Origin of the sequence: Limnohabitans sp., assembly GCF_031539105.1 — a bacterium.
Classification (GTDB): domain Bacteria; phylum Pseudomonadota; class Gammaproteobacteria; order Burkholderiales; family Burkholderiaceae_C; genus Limnohabitans.
This window is the reverse complement of sequence record NZ_JAVKLM010000017.1, coordinates 97,203-121,931: the sequence shown is the minus strand read 5'-3', so window position 1 is coordinate 121,931 and position 24,729 is coordinate 97,203. Positions and strand designations below refer to the sequence as shown.

Here is a 24,729-nt window from a genome sequence, read left to right as displayed (position 1 = left end):
GCCCTTCCTGGGCACCAATATAAGTTAAATGAAAGCCACCTTCTCAGGTGGCTTTTGTTTTTTATGAATTTAAATCGGTAATGCGACAAGATCGTGACCGTCTGTCGCCACCACCTTGGCGCGGGTGAACTCACCCACCTTCAATACTTTGCTGAGTTTTTCAGGCGGCAACAACTTGACCACACCATCAATCTCAGGCGCATCCGCGTAGCTGCGACCCACGCCACCTTTGCGACCACCGGCTGGGGCGGAATCAACCAATACTTGAATGGTCGAACCAATGCGGCGCTTCAATTTGGCGATCGACACCTCTTCGGCCACGGCCATGAAGCGTGCTTGGCGTTCGTCACGCACTTCTTTTGGCAACATGCCCGGAATGTCGTTGGCAGCGGCACCGTCTACAGGGCTGTAGGCAAAGCAACCGGCGCGATCAATCTCAGCTTCACGCACGAAATTGAGCAAGTGCTCAAACTCTTCTTCGGTCTCGCCAGGGAAGCCCGCAATAAAGGTGCTGCGAATCACAATTTGCGGGCACAGCTCGCGCCAGCGGGCGATGCGCTCCAGGTTTTTCTCGCCGCTGGCTGGGCGCTTCATGCGCTTCAACACATCGGGGTGGCTGTGCTGGAACGGCACATCCAAATACGGCAGCACATGGCCCGTGGCCATCAACGGAAGGATGTCGTCCACGCTGGGGTATGGGTACACATAGTGCAAACGCACCCAAGCGCCATAGGTTTGGGCTAACTTGGCCAAGGCTTGCGCCAGCTCCAAGGTGCGCGTCTTGATGGGCTGACCGTCAAAGAAACCTGTGACGTACTTCACGTCCACACCGTAAGCTGATGTGTCTTGGCTGATAACCAACAGCTCTTTCACGCCGCCTTCAAACAAAGCGCGCGCTTCTTTGAGCACATCACCAATCGGGCGGCTCACCAAATCGCCACGCATGGACGGGATGATGCAAAACGTGCAACGGTGGTTGCAGCCTTCGCTGATTTTCAAATACGCATAGTGCTTGGGCGTGAGCTTGACGCCCGCCTCTCCAAAGCTGTTGGGCACCAAGTCGATGAAGGGGTCGTGTGGTTTGGGCAAATGCGCGTGTACGGCGTCCATCACCTCTTGCGTGGCGTGCGGGCCTGTCACGGCCAACACACTGGGGTGCATTTGCATCACCAGGTTTGAGCCACCCTCGGCTTGGCGTGCACCCAGACAACCTGTCACGATGACCTTGCCATTTTCGGCCAAGGCTTCGCCAATGGTGTCTAAGCTTTCTTTGACGGCGTCATCAATGAAGCCGCAGGTGTTGACGATGACCAAGTCAGCGCCAGCGAAAGTTTTAGAGGTTTGATAGCCCTCGGCGCTGAGTTGCGTCAAGATCAATTCAGAGTCGGTCAAAGCCTTGGGACAGCCCAAGCTCACGAAACCAACTTTAGGTGCGTTCATTACTTCAGTCATTTACGGTTCAGTCCCATCACATCCATCATGTGTTCTGTTTGTTTTTGCAATTGCTCGGCATAGCCGCTCATCAGTGTGGGCACGAGGGGCAGTTGCGGCACGTTGTCCATGAACGTTTGCACGTTCTTCTCGAGGTAAGAGCCCATGAAGCCTTGCATCGAATGCCCATAAAAGCGAATGATGTTAGCCAAGACCTGTTCGGTCAAGATGGGTGAGCCTTCCGACTCGTGCTCCAAGATGATTTGCAACAAAATGCTACGCGTCAGGTCTTCACCCGATTTGGCATCGACCACCCGATAGGGCGTGTTTTGCATCACCAGTTGTTTGATGTCCGCCAAGGCCACATAGCTGGATGACGCGGTGTCATACAAGCGGCGATTGGGGTACTTCTTGATCACGCGGACTGGCGTGTCATCTGAAGCGGTTGATTTTTTGCTGCTCATCGAAGTCAGCTCCCGTTGAAAGAGAAAAGCCCAGTACTGTTCAAACAGTGCCGGGCTTGACGGGGAACAATATGGTAGGCGCGATTGGAATCGAACCAACGACCCCCACCATGTCAAGGTGGTGCTCTAACCAACTGAGCTACGCGCCTACATTGTTCGAAGCTGAAAGTATAGCAGACTTCAACGGCGTTTTGCCGTGCGAACCCCACGCACTTCTTTGACCAAGCCCAAAACTTTTTGTAAGCGCCGCGAATCGCCGACCTCTACGGTGAAGGTCATCCACGCCAAGTCTTTCACAGACTGGGTTTGCACGCCAATGACGTTCATCTTTTCTTTGGCAAACACTTCCGAAATATCGCGCAACAAGCCCTGACGATCCAAGGCCTCAATGTTCACATCCACCGGATACACCAAGGCTTGCGCCGAAGCAGACTGTCCCCAATCCACCTCAATCACGCGGTCCACACTTCGGATGGCCATTTGGCGGAAGTTGCCGCAATCGGCACGGTGAATGCTCACGCCTTTGCCGCGTGTCACGAAACCCCTAATCTCATCAGGCGGAGCAGGCTTGCAACATTTGCTGAGTTGCGTGAGCAATGAATCAATGCCCACCACCAACACACCACTCTTAGCGGCTTTACCAACGGGCCTTGCTTTTTTCAGACGCACATAGTCGTCTGCATCCAACACGGTGGCTGGCGGATTCAACAGAGTTTCGATGTTGCGCAAAGAGAATTCGTCTTTACCCACCAACTCAAACAGGGCCTCGGCAGATTTAAAGCCTAGCTGCGACGCCAAGTCATCCAGCTTCATCGCTGTTTTACCTTCGCGCTGCAACAGCTTTTCCACTGCCTCGCGACCCTTGGCCGCTGTTTCTTGCATGGCCTGCGCGTTGAACCATGCACGCACTTTCGATCGCGCACGCGAGCTGACCAAATAGCCCAACTCGACATTGAGCCAATCTCGCGAGGGGCCGCCTTCCTTGATGGCGGTCACTTCCACCGTCTGCCCGTTTTTCAGCTGCGTGTTGAGTGGCACCATGGCCCCGTCCACACGTGCGCCACGGCAACGATGGCCGAGGTTGGTGTGCAAGGTGTAGGCAAAGTCAATCGGCGTACCGCCTTGAGGCAACTCCACCACGGCAGCGTCTGGCGTCAATACATAAATGCGGTCACTCAATGCATCGGTGGTGGCTTGGCTTTGTGCACCAGCCGACAACTCCCGCTCCCACGCTAAGAGCTGACGCAGCACCGCAATCTTGGCGTCGTAATCGCCGGAGGCACTGACCCCGGCGTAGCCCTTGGTGCCCGCTTCTTTATAGGCCCAGTGTGCGGCCACACCGTGTTCGGCATGGTCGTGCATCTGTTGTGTGCGAATTTGAATTTCAATCGGACGGCTTTGTGCATCGCGCACCACCGTGTGCAACGATTGATAGCCGTTCGATTTAGGTTTGGCGATGTAGTCGTCAAATTCAGAGTCAATGGGCGAAAACTTGGTGTGCACCAGGCTCAGCGCTTCATAGCAATCTGGTACAGAAGGCACGACGACTCGCAAAGCACGCACGTCAAACACGCGTGAAAAGTCCAGCGACTTACCGCGCATTTTTTTCACAATGCTGTAGATGTGCTTAGGTCGTCCAGCCACTTGCGCCGAAATGCCTTGTGCTTTGAGCTCCGTCTCTAGGCCTTGACGCAGCGCCACCATGTAGTTTTCTCGCTCCACACGTTTTTCGTCAAGCAGCGTGGCAATTTCTCGGTAGGTCTCGGGCTCGAGGAAGCGAAAAGACAAGTCTTCCATCTCCCATTTGATTTGCCAAATACCCAAACGGTTGGCCAAAGGAGCAAACACATGCAATGACTCATAGGCCAAGCTATGCGGCACGGACTGTTTGCTGGCAGCAAAGTGGCGCAAGGTTTGCAAACGCGACGCCAAGCGCAGCAGGACTACGCGCAGATCGCGCGAAAACGCCAACAGCATCTTGCGTACGTTCTCGGTTTGTAGCGCGGCGATCTGAGACTCAGCAGCTACCGCACGCGCTTGGCGCTGCACGCGAATCAAACGCGTTGTTTCTAGCGCCAGTTCGGCATAACTCGTGCCAAAAGCTTTGGCAATCACCTCCTCTGGCTTTTGCAAATGCTCAGCGGCGTAGACCAAATAACACGCTGCTTGCATGGCTTCAGAGCCGCCAATTTGAGACAGGATGGCGGTGACCGCGTCAGCATGCGCCAACGTATCTTCGCCCGTGTCCAACACTGTGCCTATCAGTAAAGGCTGTGCAAACGCACGCGTTCGGGTCAACGCCTCTGGGTGCTCTGGCAAGTCTTGCAGCGAGGCGCTCAAGAGCGACGTGCGCTGCGTTTCTCCGTTATGTTTCATGTAAGCCGCTGAACCGCATAATGTCTGTAGGTTTCTCATCGTAATGCATGGAGTTTTGAAAATGTCTGAACACACACTCATCGGTAAAACAGCATTGGTCACGGGTTCAACCAGTGGCATTGGTCTGGGCATCGCTAAATCATTGGCACGCCAAGGTGCCAACATCATTCTCAATGGCTTTGGCGACGCTGAAGGCCCCAAGTCCGAAGTAGCCGCATTGGGCGTCAAAGTGAGCTACCACGGCGCAGACATGAGCAAAGTCGCTGACATTGAAGCGATGATGAAGTTTTCAGCCGACACCTTTGGCGGCGTCGACATTTTGGTGAACAACGCGGGCATTCAACACGTTGCCTCAGTCGAAGACTTTCCCGTCGAGCGCTGGGACACCATCATCGCCATCAACCTTAGCAGCGCTTTCCACACCTCGCGTTTGGCTCTGCCTTATATGCAAAAACAAAACTGGGGGCGCATCATCAACGTGGCTTCTGTTCACGGTTTGGTCGGCTCTGCACAAAAGTCAGCTTATGTGGCCGCCAAACATGGCATCGTCGGCTTGACCAAGGTCACAGCGCTAGAGAACGCCACCACAGGCGTGACCTGCAACGCCATTTGCCCGGGATGGGTGCTGACGCCACTGGTACAAAAGCAAGTCGACGCCAAAGCTGCGGCCCTCAACATCTCCAACGACGAGGCTATCAAGTTGCTGTTGGGTGAAAAAGAACCTTCTATGCAATTCACCACACCTGAAGAGTTAGGTGAACTCGCTGTGTTCTTCTGCTCCAAGGCTGGAAACAATGTGCGCGGTGTGGCGTGGAATATGGATGGCGGCTGGACCGCACAGTAAAAATGCTCGTGAAGATTTGGCTTATTTATAAGCACTTAAATATTAAAATTAAATATTTTTCTACTTATAATTAAAACATCAAAGCCAAATCTCACTTACCTTCGAGGTATGACACAAATCTACCCAAAAGTAACTCACAAGTTCGCAGATCGATTTCGCACCGCTCTCAAAGACGCTGGGGTACGAGTCTCTGCAACCGTCATTGCAAACGAGTTCAACTTGCGATACTGGGGAGAGGGAATCTCCTCACACGCTGCTCGCAATTGGCTCATGGGTGTGTCAATCCCAAAACAAGACAAACTCCTTGTCTTGTCAAAGTGGCTCAAGATTTCACCCGAGGGATTGTTGTTTGGTACACCGCCGCCTCGTCCCGCAGATGAAGCCTTGAAAGACGAGCGCATCAACCTGGTCGACCAACAGTTGATTTCTCGCTACTTCGCTTTGCAGCCAGAACACCGCCGCGTGGTGCGTGAAGTCGTAGAAGGTTTGGCGGCCTTAGATCCAAAGCCTTCCAGCCATCAATAGATCAACGCTACAGCGCGAGCTTCCATACTTAGGCCCTGCCCCACAGGGCCTATTTTTTCGGCTGTCTTGGCCTTCACATTTACGCGCGACACATCGATATCCAATGCCTGCGCAATGCGCTGGCACATCGCTGGCATGTGCGCAGCCAGCTTAGGCGCTTGCGCGATCACGGTGCTATCGATGTTGCCAATCTCAAAACCAGCGGCACGAACCATCTGAGCTGTCTTTTGCAGCAACACCCACGAGTCAGCACCTTTGTAGGCTGTATCGGTGTCCGAAAAATGTCGCCCGATATCACCCAGTGCCGCAGCCCCCAGCAACGCATCTGTAATCGCGTGCAACAGTACATCAGCATCGGAGTGTCCTAGCAAACCATGTGTGTGCGCGATGTGCACACCGCCCAATATGAGCGGGCGGCCTTCCACCAAAGCATGGACATCCCAGCCTTCACCAATTCGAAATGTAGGTACGGTCATCGTGAGGTCTTTCAATCGATCAATGCGTCAGTGACGCGAATTCAAAATAGCGGCGGCCAAAGCAAAATCTTCGGGATAAGTCACCTTGAAGTTTTGCGCATTGCCGGGCACAAGCAGTGGGCTCAGACCGATCACCTCAATGGCACTGGCTTCATCCGTCACCGCTGCATCTGCGTGTTCTAAGGCTTTGAGCAACACGCCTATGCGAAACATTTGCGGCGTCTGGGCCAACCACTTATCCTCACGGTCCACCGTTTGAGCCACGCGGCCATTGACCTCAGCCTTCAAGGTGTCAGCCAATCTGTGGGCCAGCAAACCACCGACCGCGTCGTCTTGGCAGGCGTCGATCAAGGCATTGATCTGTTCAGGCGTCACCAAGCAACGTGCGGCGTCATGCACAAGCACCCAATCGTTGTCGTGTGCGCCCTGCTTGGCCAGTTCACGCAAACCAGCCAGCACGCTCTCTGCGCGTGTCGCGCCACCCGTGCGAGAGCTTGCAAACAAAGGCTGCGGGTACGCAGCCAACACACCATCCATGTGCACATCTTCGGGAGCCAACACCAACACGCCCTTCGTGATGCGTGGCACGCCTGCAAAGGCTTTGAGCGTGTGCACCACCATGGGTAAGCTCAAAATAGCCTCGTATTGCTTAGGTTTTGACGAGCCCGCACGGCTGCCAAAACCCGCACAAGGAATGACGGCAAAGAAACGAGTAGGGGTAGGTGTGTGTAAGGGCATTGAATAGGTTTGAGCCTCATTGACAAGAAAGCCCAGCCCCCATTCTAGAATTACCCCAATGCACCTGCCCTCATTGAGTCCCGGCAAACGATTTGCCATGCCCCGCCCTGTCGGTTCTGCGGACGCGTTGCTGCTCGCACAACTGGGCACGCGCGAAAAAGCCAAACAACAACGCGTCGCCATCATCACCGCCGATGCGGTGGATGCCCAGCGCCTGCAAGACGAAATGGCGTTCTTCGCCCCCGACTTGCGCTGCGTGCTATTCCCCGACTGGGAAACACTCCCCTACGACAGCTTCTCGCCCCACCAAGACCTCATCAGCGAACGCTTGGCCACACTGTGGCGCATCTCGCAAGGCGATGCCGATGTGGTGCTGATTCCAGCCACCACTGCTCTGTACCGCTTGGCTCCGCCTGCTTTCTTGGCGGGTTACACCTTCCATTTCAAAGTCAAACAGGCCCTAGACGAAGCCAAGCTCAAATCACAGCTCACGCTGGCGGGCTACACGCACGTCACGCAAGTGGTCAGCCCCGGCGAATATGCGGTGCGCGGCGGCTTGATTGACCTCTTCCCCATGGGCTCGCTGGTGCCCTACCGCGTCGATTTGTTTGACAACGAAATCGACTCCATCCGCACCTTCGACCCCGACAGCCAACGCAGCCTTTACCCCGTGCCCGAAGTGCGCTTACTGCCAGGCCGCGAGTTCCCCATGGACGACGCTGCGCGTGCGTTGTTTCGCAACCGTTGGCGCGAAATGCTCGATGGCGACCCGACCAAGAGCCGCATCTACAAAGACATTGGCAACGGCGTGGCCACCGCAGGTATTGAGTACTACCTGCCCTTGTTCTTCGAAGAAACAGCCACGGTGTTTGACTACTTGGGCACATCAGCCACCGTGGTGTTACACGGCGACTTAGAGCCCGTGTTCCAACGCTTTTGGCAAGACACCCAAGACCGCTTCCGGCTCGTACAGGGCGACCCAGAGCGCCCCGCATTGCCCCCCGCCAATTTATTTTTAAGCGCCGAGCAGTTTTACGCCACGGCCAACAGTTACGCCCAATTTGCGTTGCGCCCGCACGTCACCGACGTGATCGACAACGCGTTTGCCCAAACCCTGCCTGACCTCACCGTAGTGCGTGGTGCCGCAGACCCGCTGCAAAAGCTGATTTCACACGCGGGAAAAACAGCCAACCGTTTGCTCATCTTGGCCGAGAGCGATGGCCGTCGCGAAAGCTTGCTCGACTTCTTGCGCTCGTCCAATGTCAGCCCGCCAGCGTTTGATTCGCTGGCCGAGTTCGAGGGCAGCGCCGAAAAAATCGGCATCGCCACTGCAGCATTGCAAGTGGGCTTTAGCTGGACCGAAGCTGGCTTAGACCTCATCACAGAGACCGAGTTGTTTGCCGTGGGTGCCACCACGCGTCGCCGCAAAAAACAAGAACAAGTGAGCGATGTCGAAGCGCTCATCAAAGACTTGTCCGAGCTCAACTTGGGCGACCCCGTAGTGCACAACGCCCACGGCATTGGCCGCTACCGTGGACTGATCAACATGGACTTGGGCGAGAAAAACGCCGACGGTACACCCGCGCTGCAAGAGTTCTTGCACCTCGAATACGCCGACAACGCCGTGCTCTATGTGCCGGTAAGCCAGCTGCATTTAATTGGTCGCTACACCGGCGTGAGCGCCGACGAAGCGCCGCTGCACAAACTCGGCTCAGCCCAGTGGGACAAAGCCAAACGACGCGCCGCCGAACAAGTGCGCGACGCCGCCGCCGAACTGCTGAACATCTACGCCCGCCGCGCCGCACGCCAAGGCCACCCTTTCCGCTACTCACCGCAAGACTACGAAACCTTTGCCAACGATTTTGGCTTTGAAGAAACCGCCGACCAACGCGCCGCTATCCATGCCGTCATGCAAGACATGATCAGCCCGCGCCCGATGGACCGCTTGGTGTGTGGCGACGTGGGCTTTGGCAAAACCGAGGTTGCCCTGCGTGCCGCCTTCGTGGCAGTGACCGGTGGCAAGCAAGTGGCGCTATTGGCCCCCACCACTTTGTTAGCCGAGCAGCACTACCAAACCTTGGTGGACCGCTTCAGCAAATGGCCCATCAAAATTGCCGAGATGAGCCGTTTCCGTTCGGCCAAAGAAATTACCGCTGCTGCCAAAGGATTGGCCGAGGGCCAAGTCGACATCGTGGTGGGTACGCACAAGCTGCTGAGTGAGTCGGTCAAGTTCAAAGACCTGGGTCTGCTCATCATCGACGAAGAGCACCGCTTTGGCGTGCGCCACAAAGAAGCCATGAAAGCCATGCGCGCCGAGGTGGATGTGCTCACGCTCACCGCCACGCCGATTCCTCGCACACTCGGCATGGCCCTCGAAGGCCTACGCGATTTGAGCGTCATTGCCACTGCACCCCAACGCCGCCTCGCCATCAAAACCTTTGTGCGCAACGAAGGCAATGGTGTGATTCGTGAAGCCGTCTTGCGCGAACTCAAACGTGGTGGCCAGTGCTATTTCTTGCACAACGATGTGGCCACGATTGAAAACCGCCGCGCACAGCTAGAAGAGCTGCTGCCCGAAGCCCGCATTGCCGTGGCGCACGGCCAAATGCCTGAGCGCGAACTCGAACGTGTCATGCGCGACTTTGTGGCCCAGCGCTACAACATCTTGTTGTGCTCGACCATCATCGAGACAGGCATTGACGTGCCCAGCGCCAACACCATCATCATGAGTCGCGCCGACAAGTTTGGTTTGGCTCAGTTGCACCAGCTGCGCGGTCGCGTGGGCCGCAGCCACCACCAAGCCTATGCTTACCTCATGGTGCCCGACACACAGGGTCTGACCAAGCAAGCTTCGCAGCGGTTGGATGCGATTCAGCAAATGGAAGAACTCGGATCAGGCTTCTACCTTGCCATGCACGACCTTGAAATTCGTGGCGCTGGCGAAGTACTGGGCGAAAACCAAAGCGGCAACATGCTGGAAGTTGGCTTTCAGCTCTACAACGAAATGCTGTCTGAAGCCGTGCGCGCTTTAAAGAACGGCGAAGAGCCAGACTTGCTCAGCCCCCTGAGCGCCACCACCGAAATTAACCTGCACGCCCCCGCCCTGCTGCCTGACGACTACTGCGGCGATGTGCACCTGCGCTTGTCTTTCTACAAAAAATTAGCCACGGCTAAAACGGGCGACCAAATTGATGCACTGCTGGAAGAAATTGTGGACCGCTTTGGCAAACTGCCCGCGCAAGCCCAAACCCTCATCGATGTGCATCGCCTGCGTGTGCAAGCCCGCAGCTATGGTGTCACCAAGGTTGATGCTGCACCGGGTGTGACCCACATCAGCTTCAAACCGAACCCGCCGTTTGACGCCATGCGCATCATCGAGCTGGTGCAAAAAAACAAGCACATCAAGCTAGCCGGTAATGACCGTCTGCGTATCGAGCGTGAGCTACCTGAACCCAAAGCCCGTGCGCAAATGGTGCGCGATGTGTTGCGCTCGTTGGGCATACCCACTGCGCCCATCGCCAAAGCGGCTGAGGCTCAGTCGTGAAACACTCAGGCGCAACCTAACCAGAAAATTGACTAACGAAACAATAATAAAACTTAGACGATACAATAAATAACCAAAAAAGACGTCGCCAAGATACAAATGCTAGACCTACACGATGCAATCATCCTCGCCTGCGCCAACCAAGGCGGTGCGTTGGCTAGCCTTGCCACCGAGCAAACTGGCTTGTCGCGGGTCGCCGTTTCTAGGCGACTAAAAAAACTAGCTGATGCAGGTTACTTGCAACGCCACGGCACAGGCACACGACAAACCTACAGCCAAGGCAACAGCCGCTTTTGGCTAGGCGTCTTGCAACGCATTGACATCCTGAACCAAGGCGGAGAAATGGCCGTGTGGGAGCGCCATGTCGCCCCCCTCATTTCAGACCAAAAAACTAACGTCAAAAGCCTTGCCAACACCGCATTCACCGAAATGCTAAACAACGCCCTGGACCATTCGCAAGCTCAGCAAGTCGCCATGGGTGTACATGTGCATGATGGCCATTTGCAAATGGTCGTGGCCGATGATGGCGTAGGTATCTTTGGCAAGATCACAGAATCAGCGCATTTGTTTGACCCACGTCTCGCCATTCTCGAACTGGCCAAAGGTAAATTCACCACAGCTCCTGAAGGCCACTCGGGCATGGGTATTTTTGTGTCGTCACGCATGATGGATGGTTTTGCCATTGAGTCTTGCGGCTTGCACTTTGACCCTCACGAAACCCATCAACCATTGCCCGCCTTTGACTGGATGGATGCAGCTGCTTGCCTGAAGCCCTTAGAGGCACGCACTGTACTGCGCATGGACATCGGGCTCAACAGCACACGCACACCAAACGACGTGTATTTGAAATACTTTGAGCCCAACGAAGTGGGCTCAGAAGCGTTTCACACCACCGAAATTCCAGTGCGCTTAGCCCAGCTGAGCAGTGAGCTGGTATCACGCTCACAGGCAAAATGGGTCATGGAACGTGCCACCCAATTCAAAACCGTCATCCTTGACTTTGAAGGCGTGGTCCACGTTGGTCAAGCCTTTGTAGACGAGGTGTTTCGCGTATTTGCAGTAGCCCACCCACACATCCAACTCAAGACCACGGGGATGACACCCGAGGTTTCGCAGTTGGTAAGTTTGTTTGGCAAGCGTTAAAAAAATAAACTTCCTTCTTCTCTCATGTCAGCTGCCCATCAATTCGCCCCCGGCCTTGCCATCCAAGGCTTCACCGCTCCCCTGAAACTCCAAGACTTCAAACTCATCGCGTTTGACATGGACTCGACGCTCATCAACATTGAGTGCATTGACGAGATCGCCGATGCTGCAGGCCGCAAAGCCGAAGTGGCAGCCATCACCGAGGCAGCGATGCGCGGTGAGATTACTGATTTCAAAGACAGCTTGCGCCGCCGCGTGGCCCTGCTCAAAGGCGTGCCTGAAGCCGCTTTGTACGAGGTGTTTGAACAGCGCCTGCGCTTGAACCCTGGCGCCAAAACACTGGTGGACACCTGCAAAGCCCACGGCATGAAAGTGTTGCTGGTCAGCGGTGGCTTTACCTTCTTTGCCGACCGCGTGTGCGAAATGTTGAACATCGACTACGCCCGCAGCAATGTGCTGGCGATTGACAACGGCCACCTCACGGGTGATGTGGTCACGCAAGACTGGGGCGACATTTGTGACGGCGCAGAAAAGCGCAAGATGCTGCTGCACATCTGTGCACAAATGGGCATCAGCCCCAAACAGGCCATCGCGATGGGCGATGGCGCGAACGATTTGCTGATGATGGGCGAAGCGGGCTTGTCGGTGGCGTACCACGCCAAACCCAAGGTGCGCGAGCAAGCGATGGTGGCGATCAACGAAGGCGGCTTGGACCGCTTGCTTGAAGTGGTGAAAGCGTAACGCCCAAGCCAAACGAGAGAAGCAATGGTGTCGCCTACTGCATGCCGCGATGCGACATGTCGCAGGCAACTGACTTAGCGCAGCGCGTTGTAAATCGTTTGCGCCAACTCTTCCGAAATACCTTCCACGGTACACAGGTCTGCCACGCTGGCATCGCCCACGCCGCGCGCACCGCCAAAGCGCTGCAGCAACTTGGCGCGTTTCTTAGGCCCCACACCCGGAATTTCTTCGAGCTTGCTGCCACCCACGCGCACTTTGGCGCGTGCGGCTCGCATGCCGGTGATGGCAAAGCGGTGGGCCTCGTCGCGAATTTGCGCGACCAACATCAATGCGGCGGAGTCACGTCCCAGGTAGACCTTCGCGCGCCCATCGGCAAACACCAGCTCTTCGAGGCCCACTTTACGGCCTTCGCCTTTTTCCACGCCCACGATGCGTGAGAGGTCGAGCCCAAGTGACTCAAACACCTCACGCGCCATGCTCACCTGCCCTTTGCCGCCGTCGATCAGCACGAGGTCGGGCAGCTTGCCCTCGCCCGCGCGCACGGCCTCGGCCAGCTTGCTGTAGCGACGCACCAGCACTTGGCGCATGGCCGCGTAGTCATCGCCGCCCGTGATGCCTTCGATGTTGTAACGGCGGTATTCCGCGCTTTGCATTTTGTGATGATGAAACACCACGCACGACGCCTGCGTGGACTCGCCCGAGGTGTGCGAAATGTCAAAGCACTCCACGCGGAACTGTTCTAAATCTTCAGGCGCCAAATCGAGTGCATCGACCAAAGCACGCGTGCGTGCTTGTTGCGAGCCTTCTTCGGCCAACAAACGGGCCAGTTGAATGTCGGCGTTTTGTTGCGCCATTTCTAACCACACACGTCTTTGCTCGCGCGGGTTATGCACGGCAGTGATCTTCACACCGGTTTGATCAATCAGAGCTTGTAAAAGTTCTTTGTCCACCGCGTGGCTGGTGATCAGCGCGGGCGGCACAGGCACATCTAAGTAGTGCTGGCTCAAAAACGCTTCCAGCACTTCGGCCGGCTCAGCATCGTCCACATGCACAGGAAAATAAGGTCGGTCGCCCAAATGTCGACCAGCGCGCACCATGGCCAAGTTGACGCAGGCTTTGCCGCCCTGCACTTTGACGGCGAGGATGTCCACATCTTGGTCTCCCACCGTGTCCACCGCTTGCTGGTGCAGCACTTTGGAGAGTGCGCTCATTTGGTTGCGCAACTCGGCGGCTTGTTCAAACTCCAGCTTCTCAGCGTACGCCATCATGCGCGCTTCGACGTTGGACATGACCTCTTGCGTTTCGCCGCGCAGCAACCGCATGGCGCTGTCCACATCTCGCTGGTAATCAGGCACAGATATGAGGCCCACACACGGCCCCGAGCAACGCTTGATTTGATACAACAAACACGGGCGCGTGCGGTTGTTGAACACCGTGTCTTCACAGGTGCGCAAGCGAAATACTTTTTGCAACAGCTGAATGGCTTCTCGCACGGCCCACACGCTAGGGTAAGGGCCAAAATAGTCGTGGCGTTTGTCCACAGCGCCTCGGTAGTACACAACGCGGGGCACTTGTTGCGGGTTCACGCTCAGGTGATGGGTCGTGCTGGGGCTCGCCAAGGGAAGGGGCGATGCAGCCTGCTGTGCAGCAGCATTGATCTTCACTGGCACGCCACGCGTCATTTTCAAATACGGGTAACTCTTGTCATCGCGAAACAAGATGTTGTACTTGGGCTTGAGCGTTTTGATGAGGTTGTTCTCAAGCAGCAGCGCCTCGGCCTCTGAACGCACCACCGTGGTTTCCATGCGCACAATCTTGGTCACCATGTGGCCAATGCGCGAGCCGCCGTGGTCTTTTTGGAAATAGCTAGACACCCGCTTCTTCAAGCTGTTGGCCTTGCCCACGTACAGCACCTGCTCTTGCGCATCAAAGTAGCGGTAAACGCCGGGTAACGCGGGCAAGCTGGCGACCAGCTCTAACAGCTCGGGCGGATGGCGCGGCGCAGCGTTTTCGGGTGTGGCGTCTGAAGAAATTTTGGACATGTCTGTATTGTGGACAATCTGTAGCGTGAACTTCAGCACATCTGCATTAACCCCTGTCACGCCAGCCTTGAGCTTGGATGTTTTTTGTCGCGTCATCGACAACCACGGCGACCTAGGCGTGTGTTGGCGCCTCTGCGCCGACCTCGCACAACGCGGCCACACCGTGCGTCTGTGGGTGGACGATGCATCGGCCTTGGCATGGATGGCTCCGCAAGGCTGCGCAGGCGTCACCGTACATGCCTGGCCTAACGAAACATCCCTCCAAGCCTTAACTCAAGACATCACCTTCAAAGTGGGCGACGTGGTAATCGAAGCCTTCGGCTGCGAACTGCCAGAAACGTTTCAAGCATTGATGGTGCAAGGCACACCGCCCGTGTGGATCAACCTCGAATACCTGAGCGCCGAGGGCTATGTTGCCCGCTCGCATGGCTTGGCCTCGCCCGTGATGAGCGGGCCTGCACGCGGTGCCACCAAATGGTTTTTCTTTCCGGGCTTCACGCCCGACACGGGCGGCTTGCTGCGCGAGCCTGATTTACCTGCACGACAAGCGGCGTTTCAACGCCAAGCATGGCTGAGCGCTTTGCCACTCGACAAACCTATCGAAGCGAACGAACGCCTCATCAGCTTGTTTTGTTACGAGCCCATTGCCTTGCCAGATTTGCTGATGCAACTCAGCCAAACCGACGAGCGCACCCGTCTGCTAGTGACCCAAGGCCGCCCAAACAAGGCCGTAGCCGCCGCCGCTCAAGCCCTACACATGCCCAACAGCGGCTCTGGCCAGTTACACATCAGCCAACTCCCCTACTTCAGCCAAACTGAGTTTGACCACCTGTTGTGGGCCTGCGACTTCAACGTGGTGCGTGGTGAGGACTCGCTGGTGCGCGCCCTATGGGCGGGCAAGCCATTTGTCTGGCACATCTACCCGCAAGACGACTTGGCCCACCACGACAAGCTGCACGCCTTTGAAGCGGTGCTTGATATGCCTGCCGATTTAAGCCAATTTCATGCGATTTGGAACGGCTTAGAAACAGGCCCACTTCCTACGCTGTCCCGCGCCACGCTTGGGAATTGGCGTGATTGGAGCAGCCAAGCGCAGCAACGATTGCTTGCCCAAGCCGACCTCACCACCCAGTTGCTCAGATTCGTGGCCCAAAAACGCTAAAATAAGTGGCTTTGCGAACCCCGTCGCAGCTTGAGCTGCATGGGCCACAACCCTCTTAGAAAACCTCACACTATGAAAACCGCTCAAGAAATCCGCGTTGGCAACGTCATCATGCACGGCAAGGACCCTATGGTTGTCCTGCGCACCGAATACCAACGTGGCGGCCGTGGCTCATCCACCGTTCGCATGAAATTGAAAAGCTTGATCGCCAACTTCGGTACCGAAGTCGTGTTCAAGGCCGACGACAAGATGGACCAAGTCATCTTGGACAAGAAGGATTGCACTTACTCTTACTTTGCTGACCCCATGTACGTGTGCATGGACGCCGACTTCAACCAATACGAAGTCGAAGCCAGCAACATGGGCGACGCCCTGAACTACCTCGAAGACGGCATGGAACTCGAAGTGGTGTTCTACGACGAGAAAGCTATCTCTGTGGAATTGCCTACCAACGTCGTGCGCGAAATCACTTGGACTGAGCCAGCTGTTAAAGGCGACACATCAGGCAAAGTGTTGAAGCCTGCTAAATTAGCCACTGGCTTTGAAGTGTCTGTGCCCTTGTTTGTGGCACAAGGCGACAAGGTCGAAGTTGACACACGCACTGGCGAATACCGCAAGCGCGTCTAAGCTTTCACAAGCTTTAGAAATCAAGGCCTCTTCGGAGGCCTTTTTCATGGCCGCGTGAGTGGCGTTTCTGCCAGTACCATCCACACATGGATGGAATGCTAGACCCTCACGACCGACGCCTTGCCGAAGCTTGGGAAACCCTCAAAGCACACTACGACAACGGCGACTCACTCAAACCCGAATCGAACCGCTTGGCGTTTGCCGACCCCGAGTTTTTGCTGCGCCGCGAAACGCGCGGCTTGCGCATGCAAATGGAAATGCTTAAGCCCGATTTGGCCCAAATCGCACGCGGCATTGAACACACCGTGGTGGTGTTTGGCAGCGCGCGTTTTCGCAGCGAAGAAGAGTCGCACCGCGCCCTGATCCTCGCTCGCGCTGCGGGTAATGCACAGCAAATTGCCAAGGCCGAAGTTTTGGTGCGCAACGCGCGTTATTACGAACAGTCACGCGCACTAGCCCACACCATCACCAAATTCAGCGAGCACAAAACTGCCGATCAAAAACTCTTCATCTGCACGGGCGGTGGCCCCGGCATCATGGAAGCGGCCAACCGTGGCGCACAAGAAGCTGGCGGCATCAGCGTGGGCCTGAACATTGCCCTGCCTCATGAACAATCGCCCAACCCACACATCACGCCCGACCTGAGCTTCAAGTTCCACTATTTTGCGCTGCGCAAAATGCACTTCATGATGCGCGCCAAGGCCTTGGTGGCTTTTCCCGGCGGCTTTGGCACGCTGGACGAGTTGTTTGAAACCCTGACGTTGGTGCAATGCAAAAAAGCCAAGCCCGTGCCCATCGTGCTGTTTGGCAGTGACTACTGGCAGCGTTTGTTGCACCTCGATGTGCTGGTAGATGAAGGTGTCATCTCGAAAGAGGACTTGGACCTATTCACCTACGTCGACAGCGTGGACGACGCTTGGAACGTCATTCGTGCTTTTTATCAACTCTGAGCAAATACGCGCTGCGTGAGCCCAAGCCCACCACCGCCGACACACACCAAAACACCCCGCTGATGCCAATGACGGTGCCCGCCGCACCAAACACCATGGGCATCAGCACGCTTGAAGCGTTGATGCCCATCAAGCGCAAACCCAAAGCTTCGCCATGCCGATGTTCTGGCGTGATTTGGTGCAAGGTGCTCATGATCATGGGCTGAACACCGCCCAACGACAAGCCCACCAACACCGAGCAAGCGCCCATGAGCCAAGCTGTTTCGGTGAACGGGTAGACCGCAAGCATGAACGAGGTAATCAACATCGCACCCGTGACCACTTGCCACTCCTGCAAACGCGCGGCGATGAACGGCATCATCATGCGAATGAAGGCCGCGGCCAGTGCAAACACACCCAAGATAGAACCAATGGCCGAAGCACTCAACCCACGCTCGTGGCCCAAGATGGGAACCACAAAGGTGTGCACATCCCAGCAAGCAGACAAAAACCAATTGACCATCAACAAGCGGCGAAACATGGGCTCATTAAGCAAATCCCACGCACTGTTGCTTTCGTGACCTTCAGGCTTGACCACCTTCGGCAGTTCGTGAGCTTGGCGAATACACGCCCAAGCAATCACGGGTAACAAAGCCATGGCCGCAAAGGCCCACTGAAAACCTGCATGGTCAATCAACAAGCCCGCAGTGAACGGCCCAATAAAGTTTGAAACTGCAGGCGCAATCGACAACCAGCTGAAGGCTTGCTTCATCTGCGCCAAGCCCTGCGCCGCGCGCCCCACATGGCGTTGCAAGGCGATGATGGCAATGCCTGTGGCGCCCCCTGTCATCAAGCCACTGAAACACAACACAGGAAAAATGGGCCACACCGCAGCGGCGCCTGCACCGATGGCTCCCATGAGTACGCTCCACAACACGGGGCGCTTCAAGCCATGCAAGTCTGCATAGCGGCCCGCGGGCAATGCAAGGAACACTTGGGTCAAAGCAAACATCGCCAGCAAAAAACCCACCGCTGCTTCACTTTGGCCGCTACGCAAAGCCATCAAGGGTGCGGCCATGCGCATGCCCGCCATACAGGCGTGCAAGCACACTTGGCCTGCAATCAGCTTGGCGAGTTCACGCTTCAAACTTTGGCGTCCGTGTCATCCAAAGCGTCGTCAAACTTGGGTAGCAAGGCTTGCGCTTCGCCTTCGGGCAAAGCTTCGACATTCTTTAACGCACGGCGCATTTGACGGCTACGTGTGTCAGCACGGTCCAAGGTGTCAGCGGCTTTTTGCACTTGCTCGCGCACCTTCTCCACCCAGTCGCCATACCGTTCAAACTCGGTTTTGACAGCGCCCAACACCTTCCACACCTCAGAGGCTTGGTGCTCCAACGCCAACGTACGAAAGCCCATATGCAGACTGTTGAGCATGGCCAGCAAGGTGGTGGGGCCAGCCAGTGTGACGCGGTAGTCGCGCTGCAAGGTGTCCATCAAGCCGGGGCGGCGTAAGACCTCGGCATACAGGCCTTCGGTGGGTAAAAACAAAATGGCAAAGTCGGTGGTGTGCGGCGGCGCCAAGTAGCTTTCGGCAATGCTCTTGGCTTCGGTGCGGATACGTACTTCGAGGGCTTTGGCTGCAATTTCAGCGGCCACAACATCGGCACGGTCTTGTGCATCGAGCAAGCGCTCGTAGTCTTCGCGGGGGAACTTGGCATCAATCGGCAGCCACACGGGTTCGCCATCTGCGCCGCCTCGGCCGGGAAAGCGAATGGCAAAGTCCACGCGTTGGTTGCTGCGCGGCTTGGTTTCGACTTGCTTCGCGTATTGCTCAATCGTGAGCACTTGTTCGAGCAAGGCTTCGAGTTGCACCTCGCCAAACATACCGCGTGTTTTCACATTGGTCAGCACGCGCTGCAAGCTGCCCACACCATCGGCCAACTTTTGCATTTGACCTAGGCCGTTGTGTACTTGCTCTAAGCGCTCGGCCACTTGTTTGAAGCTCTCCGACAAACGTTTTTCCAAGGTGGTTTGCAGCTTCTCGTCCACCGTGCGGCGCATTTCGTCCAGCTTGTCGGCATTGCTTTTTTGCAGCTGCTGCAGCTGTTGGTTCAGCGTGTCACCAATGCTTTTTTGCATGAGCGTGAGTTGCTGCACTTGGCTTTGCTGGAATACCGCCAAGTTTTGCGTCAGCTCTTGACGGCCCCCGCGTGATGACTCGGTAATTTCGGTGCGCAGCTCACGCTCAATGCGCTCCAGCTTTTCGTGCATGCTTTGCAGACTCTGCTGCAAAGCTTGGGTAGCTGCTTCGTTGCTGCCGCTGGGTTTGCGTAGCAACACCACCAAAAGAGCGGCGTTGAAAACGCCAACACCGACAGCCACCCAAATTTCGATCATGCAGCCACCGAGTTCAAAGGTGTCACCGATTTGCCTTGCGTGAAGAAACTGATGAGGTTGTCTGCCGCCAAATTGGCCATCGCCAAACGTGTGGGAATAGATGAGCTGGCAATGTGCGGGGTCAGCACCACGTTGGGCACGGTCAACAAATCGGGATGCACTTTGGGTTCACCTTCAAACACATCCAAGCCTGCAGCTGCAATACGACGCTCGCGCAAAGCTGCAGCCAATGCCGCATCGTCCACGATGCCGCCACGTGCGATGTTGACCAGCGTAGCGGTGGGCTTCATCTGTGCCAACTCAGCCGCGCCAATGGTGTGGTGCGAGGCGGCGCTGTAAGGCAACACCAACATCACATGGTCAGCGGTTTTCAACAACTCTTCTTTGCTCACATACGAGGCTTTGCATTCGGCTTCAGACTCGGCGCTCAGGCGTGAACGGTTGTGATAAATCACCTTCATACCAAATCCATGTGCGGCGCGGCGGGCAATGCCTTGGCCAATGCGACCCATGCCCAAAATGCCAATGGTGCTGCCATGCACTTCGGCACCGGCAAACATGTCGTAGCGCCATTGCGTCCACTCACCGCGGCGCAGGTAGTGTTCGCTCTCGGCCATGCGACGAGCAGTGGCCATCAACAAAGCAAAACCAAAGTCGGCAGTGGTTTCGGTCAGCACATCGGGTGTGTTGCTGGCTTGTACGCCTTGGGCGGTCATGGCCGGCACGTCAAAGTTATTGAAGCCCACGGCCATATTGGCCACGGCTTTCAGGCTGGGACATGCCTTCAGCACTTCGGCATCCACAGGGTCAGAACCGGTGGTGAGTGCGCCCGCGTGTTGCGACAACGCCTGCGTCCATGACGCTTTGGTCCATGCCACGTCGGCTTGGTTGTCAGTCACGTCAAAGTGTTGACGCAAATGCACCAATGTTTCTTCAAAAATAGGACGGGCAACGATGATTTTGGTTTTCATAGACAACTTTCAGTTAATGCGTGAGCGTGTACTCAGCGATGTAGAAGAGAGCACCAACAAAGTAGCCCATCAAGGCTAGCCCGCTGATTTTTTTAACGTACCAAACGAAATCAATTTTTTCCAAGCCCATGGCTGCCACTCCAGCAGCAGACCCAATGATCAAAATCGAGCCTCCTGTGCCTGCGCAATAGGCCAAGAATTCCCACAGAAAGCTATCAGCTGGATATTGCTCCAAGCTGTACATCCCCATAGAAGCTGCGACCAAGGGAACGTTGTCGACGATGGCGCTGACCACACCAATGATCATCACGATCACGTCTTGACGCCCCACAGCCTGATCTAACCAGGCGGCTAAATCAGACAAGATGTGCGTGTGCTCTAAGGTCGCCACAGACAACAAAATACCGACAAAGAAAATAATCGAAGGCATGTCGATGCGCGTGAGCGCATGCGTGAGCGACAAATGCGATTTGTCTTCATCGTCTTTTTGGCGGTGCACCAAGTCACCCACGAGCCACAAAATACCTAAGCCAAACAGCACGCCCATGAAAGGTGGCAGACCTGTCCACGTTTTGAAAGCTGGCACAGCCACCAATACACCGAGTCCCAAAAAGAACATGAGCTTGCGCTCAAAGGCAGAGGTGACGGGCAAAGCTGACTCCTCAACAGGCAAAGCAGGTGGCACAAGCAATTGGCCTTTGAGCCAAAAACTGGTCACCAACAACGGCACCAACACATTCACCAGCGACGGCAAGAACAAGCCTTTGATGATTTCTAGGGCTGTGATTTGACCGCCAATCCAAAGCATGGTGGTGGTCACGTCGCCAATGGGGGACCAGGCGCCACCCGCATTGGCAGCGATGACGATGATGCCGGCAAAGAACAAGCGATCCTCACGCTTGCCGAGCAACTTCTTCATCAACGACACCATCACGATGGTGGTGGTGAGGTTGTCCAAAATTGCACTCAAGAAAAACGTGACAAAACCAACCAACCACATCAAGCCAGACAGTTGTGTTGTTTTGATGCGTGAGGTGATCACGTCAAACCCGTTGTGCGCATCGACCACTTCCACAATGGCCATGGCGCCCATCAAGAAAAACACGATTTGTGCTGTGCTGATGAGCGACTCGCTCAAGTGCTCTCCCACCACATGTGCGTCACCCGTGTTGACGGCATAAATCGTCCATAACAATCCAGCACCGACCAAGGCTGACGCTGATTTGTTGATCTTGATGGGGTGCTCAAAGGCGATGGCAGCATAGGCCAAGACGAAAATTACAACGAGTGCAGTCAACACAACAAGTCCTTAAACGGGCTGCGCAATGTCGAACACTTGGCGCAAGTAGGCCAAATAATTTTCATCGTCACACATCCCTTTGCCGGGTGTATCTGACAGTTTGGCCACGGGTTGGCCATTGCACTGCGTCATCTTGATGACGATTTGCAAGGGCTCGTAGCCCAAGTCATTGGTCAAGTTGGTGCCAATACCAAAAGCGAGTTGGCAGCGACCACGGAACTGCTGGTACAGCGCAATGGTTTTTTCGACCGTCAGGCCATCTGAAAAAATCAAGGTCTTCGTCAGCGGGTCCACGCGGTTGTTGCGGTAGTGCGCAATCATGCGCTCGCCCCAGGTGAAGGGGTCGCCACTGTCATGACGTGCGCCATCGAAGAGCTTGCAAAAGTACATGTCGAAGTCGCGCAAGAAAGGCTCGATACCGTACACATCGCTCAGTGCAATGCCTAAGTCACCACGGTATTCGCGTGCCCATGTCTCGAAACCAAATACTTGGCTGTCGCGCAAGCGTGGCCCCAAGGCTTGGCAGGCTTGCAAATATTCGTGAGCCATGGTGCCCAAAGGTGTCAGGCCCAGCTTCATGGCGAACAAAGCATTGCTTGTACCCGCCAACTGCCCTGCGCTGCCTGTGCCCAGCTTTGAAATGAGGACACGCAACAACTCTTCGTGCCACGCTCTCGAAAAACGGCGACGCGTGCCGTAGTCGGCAATTTTCAAATCACTCAGACGCTCAGCATGCAACGCTTCGATCTTTTGGTCTAAGCGACGACGGCCTTCTAAGAAATCTGGCACCTTTTGCGTGTTGCGAAAGTACACCTCGTTGACGATGGCCAACACGGGAATTTCAAACAAAATCGTGTGTAGCCAAGGGCCTTGAATGCTGATGTCAATCTCACCATTGGCGAGTGCATTTACCTGAATGTATTTTTCGTTCAGGCGAAACAGCCCCAAGAAATCCACAAAGTCACTTTTGATAAAACGCAAGCTGCGCAGCCATGACAACTCGGCATCTTGGAAATGCAAGCTGCACAGTGAACGAATTTCGTCGCGAATTTCTTGCACGAACGGTGCCAGATCTACGCCAGGGTTGCGGCACTTGAACTTGTAAGACACCTGCGCGCTTGGAAACTGATGCAGCACGGCCTGCATCATGGTGAATTTGTAAAGGTCGGTGTCGAGCAGGCTGGTGATGATCATCGGTCGCTAACTAAAAACTCAGACCACCCAGTGGGTGAACTCACTCACCGGCACACGCGGTGTGGCAAGCGTGTTGACCTTGTCGCTCTCGTCGGCAAAGCCCAAGGACATGCCGCACACCATCATCTCACCCTCGCCCGCACCGATGTGCGGCAGGATGATGCTGTGAAAACCATTCCACGCGGCTTGCGGGCAAGTGTGCAAACCACGTGCTCGCGCAGCCAACATGATGTTTTGAATGAACATGCCGTAGTCGAGCAACGAGCCACGACCCATGATGGGGTCGATGGTGAACATCAAACCCACAGGCGCATCGAAGAACTTGAAGTTGCGTTGCTGCTGTTCATGCATGCGGTCTTTGTCGCCTTTGCCGATGCCCAGCAAGCCATACAGGCTCCAGCCGTTTTCACGGCGGCGATCAATGTAGGGACTGACCCACTTTTCAGGGTAATAGTCGTATTGCTCGGTGTACTGCTTGGCCACTTCGGGGTTGGCACGAATGGCTTCATGAGCGGCGCATACTTTGTCGACCAAGGCATCACGCGTCGCGCCTTGCAAAACGTAAACCTTCCAAGGTTGTGTGTTGGTGCCAGAGGGTGCGCGGCTAGCGACTTGCAAAATTTCGGTGATCAGCTCGTGTGATACGGCTTGCTGCGTGAAAGCGCGAGCAGACATGCGCGAGGTGATGGCGTGGTCTACGGCGGACACAGCTGCTGAATTGGTCATGGGTGAGTCTCCATTTGTTGGTTTGAATCTTTGGGTAGATTTTGCCAGCGTCGCCAGTACGCATAGGCGACACGGTAGGTGTTGACTTGTGCCTGAACTGTGTCAGTCATTTCTTTGCCATAGCCCCCCGCCATCGAGAAGGCCATGGGAATGCGTTTGGACCATGCCCAGTCAAACACGCGGCGGTCGCGGGCCTCTAAGCCATCAAAGCTGAGGCTGAGTCGGCCCAAACGGTCGCCTTCGTGCGGATCGGCGCCTGCCAAGTAAATCACCAAGCCTGGCGTGAAGCGGCTATCGAGCTCGGCCAGGGCCAGCTCCAGCGCCTGCAAATAAGTTGCATCGTCACAACCGTCTGGCAACTCCACATCTAGATCGCTGGTTTCTTTGTCGAAAGGAAAGTTACGTGCCCCGTGCATGGACAAAGTGAACACCTGATCGTCAGACTCAAAGATGCGCGCGGTCCCGTTGCCTTGGTGCACATCCAAATCGATGATGGCCACCTTCAGTGGCTGCTTACGCGTGCGGCCCCACTCGGCCTGCATGAGGCACGTGGCCACGGCCGCATCGTTGAACACACAAAAGCCACTGCCTTTGTCTGCATAGGCGTGGTGTGTGCCGCCAGCCAGGTTGGCCGCCACGCCCTGCCCGCCAAACAAAGCCATGCGCGCGGCCATGACCGTTGCGCCCGCTGAACGACGTGAGCGCTCGACCATGGCAGGCGTCCAGGGAAAACCAATTTCTTTTTGCTGAGCGTCGGTCAACGTGCCCTGCACAACCGACTGTATGTAGCTGGGCGTGTGCACCAAAGCCAACTCACCATTACTGGCGGGCTCGGCGGCGGCTAGCTCGACTTCGGGCAACTCAGCCTGCAGACGCTCGCGTAGCAGGCGGTACTTGGCCATGGGAAAGCGGTGGCCTGGCGGCAAAGGCAACACAAATTGATCGGAGTAGAAAGCGCGCATAGCCGTTGAAAACCGCATGAAACAAGGCTGCATTGTCACCAATGCGGAGCAACCTTGCGGGTCTCAACGAATATTCCAGTTTTAGAAGGCCACCTCTAATCAACCCTCCCAAGCCCCCAACCCGCTTGCAAAGTTAC

The 24,729-nt window shown here is 55.8% G+C and carries 21 protein-coding genes and 1 tRNA gene; 8 read left to right on the top strand and 14 right to left on the bottom strand.

The window, feature by feature from the left end:
- Positions 1-69 precede the first annotated feature (69 nt).
- From rimO to RMR24_RS04515, 4 genes are all read right to left on the bottom strand, one after another.
- A complete protein-coding gene (gene rimO, locus RMR24_RS04530) occupies positions 70-1,440 on the bottom strand; it encodes a 30S ribosomal protein S12 methylthiotransferase RimO (protein ID WP_405023308.1) in 1,371 nt (456 codons plus the stop codon).
- Positions 1,441-1,448: 8 nt separating this feature from the next.
- Positions 1,449-1,895 (bottom strand): polyhydroxyalkanoate synthesis repressor PhaR, encoded by a 447-nt coding sequence (phaR, locus tag RMR24_RS04525; RefSeq protein ID WP_310613892.1) that lies wholly within the window; start codon positions 1,893-1,895, stop codon positions 1,449-1,451.
- Between the two features lie 72 nt (positions 1,896-1,967).
- Positions 1,968-2,044 (bottom strand) — tRNA-Val (locus RMR24_RS04520).
- Positions 2,045-2,075: 31 nt separating this feature from the next.
- Entirely contained in the window at positions 2,076-4,271 is a 2,196-nt protein-coding gene (locus RMR24_RS04515) for a bifunctional (p)ppGpp synthetase/guanosine-3',5'-bis(diphosphate) 3'-pyrophosphohydrolase (protein WP_310613891.1), read from the bottom strand.
- 61 nt (positions 4,272-4,332) lie between these two features.
- On the opposite strand from RMR24_RS04515, the gene RMR24_RS04510 reads away from it, so the two are divergent.
- Complete coding sequence (locus RMR24_RS04510; RefSeq protein ID WP_310613890.1) at positions 4,333-5,115, top strand: 3-hydroxybutyrate dehydrogenase; 783 nt, start codon at positions 4,333-4,335, stop codon at positions 5,113-5,115.
- A gap of 276 nt (positions 5,116-5,391) precedes the next feature.
- Positions 5,392-5,640, top strand: a complete 249-nt coding sequence (locus tag RMR24_RS04505) for a hypothetical protein (protein WP_310613889.1) — start codon at positions 5,392-5,394, stop codon at positions 5,638-5,640.
- Here the strand turns inward: RMR24_RS04505 and ispF are convergent.
- Together ispF and ispD are read right to left on the bottom strand one after the other, a co-directional pair.
- Positions 5,634-6,116 carry a 2-C-methyl-D-erythritol 2,4-cyclodiphosphate synthase gene (gene ispF, locus RMR24_RS04500; RefSeq protein WP_310613888.1) on the bottom strand — a complete coding sequence of 161 codons (483 nt, stop codon included), beginning with the start codon at positions 6,114-6,116 and terminating at the stop codon, positions 5,634-5,636. The two genes, RMR24_RS04505 and ispF, sit on opposite strands and share 7 nt — an antisense overlap.
- 27 nt (positions 6,117-6,143) lie before the next feature.
- Positions 6,144-6,854, bottom strand: a complete 711-nt coding sequence (gene ispD / locus RMR24_RS04495; RefSeq protein ID WP_310613887.1) for a 2-C-methyl-D-erythritol 4-phosphate cytidylyltransferase — start codon at positions 6,852-6,854, stop codon at positions 6,144-6,146.
- A gap of 58 nt (positions 6,855-6,912) precedes the next feature.
- On the opposite strand from ispD, the gene mfd reads away from it, so the two are divergent.
- The 3 genes from mfd to serB all read left to right on the top strand — a co-directional run bounded on the left by mfd (position 6,913) and on the right by serB (position 12,282).
- Positions 6,913-10,398 (top strand): transcription-repair coupling factor, encoded by a 3,486-nt coding sequence (mfd, locus tag RMR24_RS04490; RefSeq protein ID WP_310613886.1) that lies wholly within the window; start codon positions 6,913-6,915, stop codon positions 10,396-10,398.
- Between the two features lie 99 nt (positions 10,399-10,497).
- Positions 10,498-11,541, top strand: a complete 1,044-nt coding sequence (locus tag RMR24_RS04485) for an STAS-like domain-containing protein (RefSeq protein ID WP_310613885.1) — start codon at positions 10,498-10,500, stop codon at positions 11,539-11,541.
- Between the two features lie 24 nt (positions 11,542-11,565).
- The gene (gene serB / locus RMR24_RS04480) at positions 11,566-12,282 is read left to right on the top strand and encodes a phosphoserine phosphatase SerB (protein WP_310613884.1); all 717 of its coding nucleotides are present in this window, start codon (positions 11,566-11,568) and stop codon (positions 12,280-12,282) included.
- 74 nt (positions 12,283-12,356) lie between these two features.
- On the opposite strand, the gene uvrC is transcribed toward serB, so the two are convergent.
- Entirely contained in the window at positions 12,357-14,324 is a 1,968-nt protein-coding gene (gene uvrC, locus RMR24_RS04475; RefSeq protein WP_310613883.1) for an excinuclease ABC subunit UvrC, read from the bottom strand.
- On the opposite strand from uvrC, the gene earP reads away from it, so the two are divergent.
- From earP to RMR24_RS04460, 3 genes are all read left to right on the top strand, one after another.
- A complete protein-coding gene (gene earP / locus RMR24_RS04470; protein ID WP_310613882.1) occupies positions 14,323-15,486 on the top strand; it encodes an elongation factor P maturation arginine rhamnosyltransferase EarP in 1,164 nt (387 codons plus the stop codon). The two genes, uvrC and earP, sit on opposite strands and share 2 nt — an antisense overlap.
- A 72-nt stretch (positions 15,487-15,558) precedes the next feature.
- Positions 15,559-16,113, top strand: coding sequence for an elongation factor P (gene efp, locus RMR24_RS04465; RefSeq protein WP_281890903.1), 555 nt, complete (start codon positions 15,559-15,561; stop codon positions 16,111-16,113).
- An 86-nt stretch (positions 16,114-16,199) separates the two neighbouring features.
- A complete protein-coding gene (locus RMR24_RS04460; RefSeq protein ID WP_310613881.1) occupies positions 16,200-17,063 on the top strand; it encodes a TIGR00730 family Rossman fold protein in 864 nt (287 codons plus the stop codon).
- Here RMR24_RS04460 and RMR24_RS04455 read toward each other — a convergent pair.
- From RMR24_RS04455 to RMR24_RS04425, 7 genes are read right to left on the bottom strand one after another with little or no spacing between them, the layout of a single operon-like run.
- Positions 17,038-18,189, bottom strand: a complete 1,152-nt coding sequence (locus RMR24_RS04455) for an MFS transporter (protein ID WP_310613880.1) — start codon at positions 18,187-18,189, stop codon at positions 17,038-17,040. The genes RMR24_RS04460 and RMR24_RS04455 overlap by 26 nt on opposite strands.
- On the bottom strand, positions 18,186-19,439 hold the full coding sequence (locus RMR24_RS04450; protein ID WP_310613879.1) for a DNA recombination protein RmuC: 1,254 nt from the start codon (positions 19,437-19,439) through the stop codon (positions 18,186-18,188). Before RMR24_RS04450 ends, RMR24_RS04455 begins: the two co-directional genes overlap by 4 nt.
- Positions 19,436-20,410 carry a D-glycerate dehydrogenase gene (locus RMR24_RS04445; protein WP_310613878.1) on the bottom strand — a complete coding sequence of 325 codons (975 nt, stop codon included), beginning with the start codon at positions 20,408-20,410 and terminating at the stop codon, positions 19,436-19,438. The genes RMR24_RS04450 and RMR24_RS04445 overlap by 4 nt, the downstream gene beginning before the upstream one ends.
- A gap of 13 nt (positions 20,411-20,423) precedes the next feature.
- The gene (nhaD, locus tag RMR24_RS04440) at positions 20,424-21,710 is read right to left on the bottom strand and encodes a sodium:proton antiporter NhaD (RefSeq protein ID WP_310613877.1); all 1,287 of its coding nucleotides are present in this window, start codon (positions 21,708-21,710) and stop codon (positions 20,424-20,426) included.
- Positions 21,711-21,719: 9 nt separating this feature from the next.
- The gene (pncB, locus tag RMR24_RS04435) at positions 21,720-22,904 is read right to left on the bottom strand and encodes a nicotinate phosphoribosyltransferase (protein ID WP_310613876.1); all 1,185 of its coding nucleotides are present in this window, start codon (positions 22,902-22,904) and stop codon (positions 21,720-21,722) included.
- 18 nt (positions 22,905-22,922) lie between these two features.
- Positions 22,923-23,630, bottom strand: a complete 708-nt coding sequence (locus RMR24_RS04430; protein ID WP_310613875.1) for a nitroreductase — start codon at positions 23,628-23,630, stop codon at positions 22,923-22,925.
- A complete protein-coding gene (locus RMR24_RS04425) occupies positions 23,627-24,592 on the bottom strand; it encodes a histone deacetylase (RefSeq protein WP_310613900.1) in 966 nt (321 codons plus the stop codon). The genes RMR24_RS04430 and RMR24_RS04425 overlap by 4 nt, the downstream gene beginning before the upstream one ends.
- Positions 24,593-24,729 lie beyond the last annotated feature (137 nt).

Coding starts and splice junctions, on each gene's coding strand:
- rimO (WP_405023308.1), bottom strand. CDS start 1,440: ATGAACGCACCTAAAGTTGGTTTCGTGAGCTTGGGCTGTCCCAAGGCT.
- phaR (WP_310613892.1), bottom strand. CDS start 1,895: ATGAGCAGCAAAAAATCAACCGCTTCAGATGACACGCCAGTCCGCGTG.
- RMR24_RS04515 (WP_310613891.1), bottom strand. CDS start 4,271: ATGAAACATAACGGAGAAACGCAGCGCACGTCGCTCTTGAGCGCCTCG.
- RMR24_RS04510 (WP_310613890.1), top strand. CDS start 4,333: ATGTCTGAACACACACTCATCGGTAAAACAGCATTGGTCACGGGTTCA.
- ispF (WP_310613888.1), bottom strand. CDS start 6,116: ATGACCGTACCTACATTTCGAATTGGTGAAGGCTGGGATGTCCATGCT.
- ispD (WP_310613887.1), bottom strand. CDS start 6,854: ATGCCCTTACACACACCTACCCCTACTCGTTTCTTTGCCGTCATTCCT.
- mfd (WP_310613886.1), top strand. CDS start 6,913: ATGCACCTGCCCTCATTGAGTCCCGGCAAACGATTTGCCATGCCCCGC.
- RMR24_RS04485 (WP_310613885.1), top strand. CDS start 10,498: ATGCTAGACCTACACGATGCAATCATCCTCGCCTGCGCCAACCAAGGC.
- serB (WP_310613884.1), top strand. CDS start 11,566: ATGTCAGCTGCCCATCAATTCGCCCCCGGCCTTGCCATCCAAGGCTTC.
- earP (WP_310613882.1), top strand. CDS start 14,323: ATGTCTGTATTGTGGACAATCTGTAGCGTGAACTTCAGCACATCTGCA.
- uvrC (WP_310613883.1), bottom strand. CDS start 14,324: ATGTCCAAAATTTCTTCAGACGCCACACCCGAAAACGCTGCGCCGCGC.
- efp (WP_281890903.1), top strand. CDS start 15,559: ATGAAAACCGCTCAAGAAATCCGCGTTGGCAACGTCATCATGCACGGC.
- RMR24_RS04460 (WP_310613881.1), top strand. CDS start 16,200: ATGGATGGAATGCTAGACCCTCACGACCGACGCCTTGCCGAAGCTTGG.
- RMR24_RS04450 (WP_310613879.1), bottom strand. CDS start 19,439: ATGATCGAAATTTGGGTGGCTGTCGGTGTTGGCGTTTTCAACGCCGCT.
- RMR24_RS04445 (WP_310613878.1), bottom strand. CDS start 20,410: ATGAAAACCAAAATCATCGTTGCCCGTCCTATTTTTGAAGAAACATTG.
- pncB (WP_310613876.1), bottom strand. CDS start 22,904: ATGATCATCACCAGCCTGCTCGACACCGACCTTTACAAATTCACCATG.
- RMR24_RS04430 (WP_310613875.1), bottom strand. CDS start 23,630: ATGACCAATTCAGCAGCTGTGTCCGCCGTAGACCACGCCATCACCTCG.
- RMR24_RS04425 (WP_310613900.1), bottom strand. CDS start 24,592: ATGCGCGCTTTCTACTCCGATCAATTTGTGTTGCCTTTGCCGCCAGGC.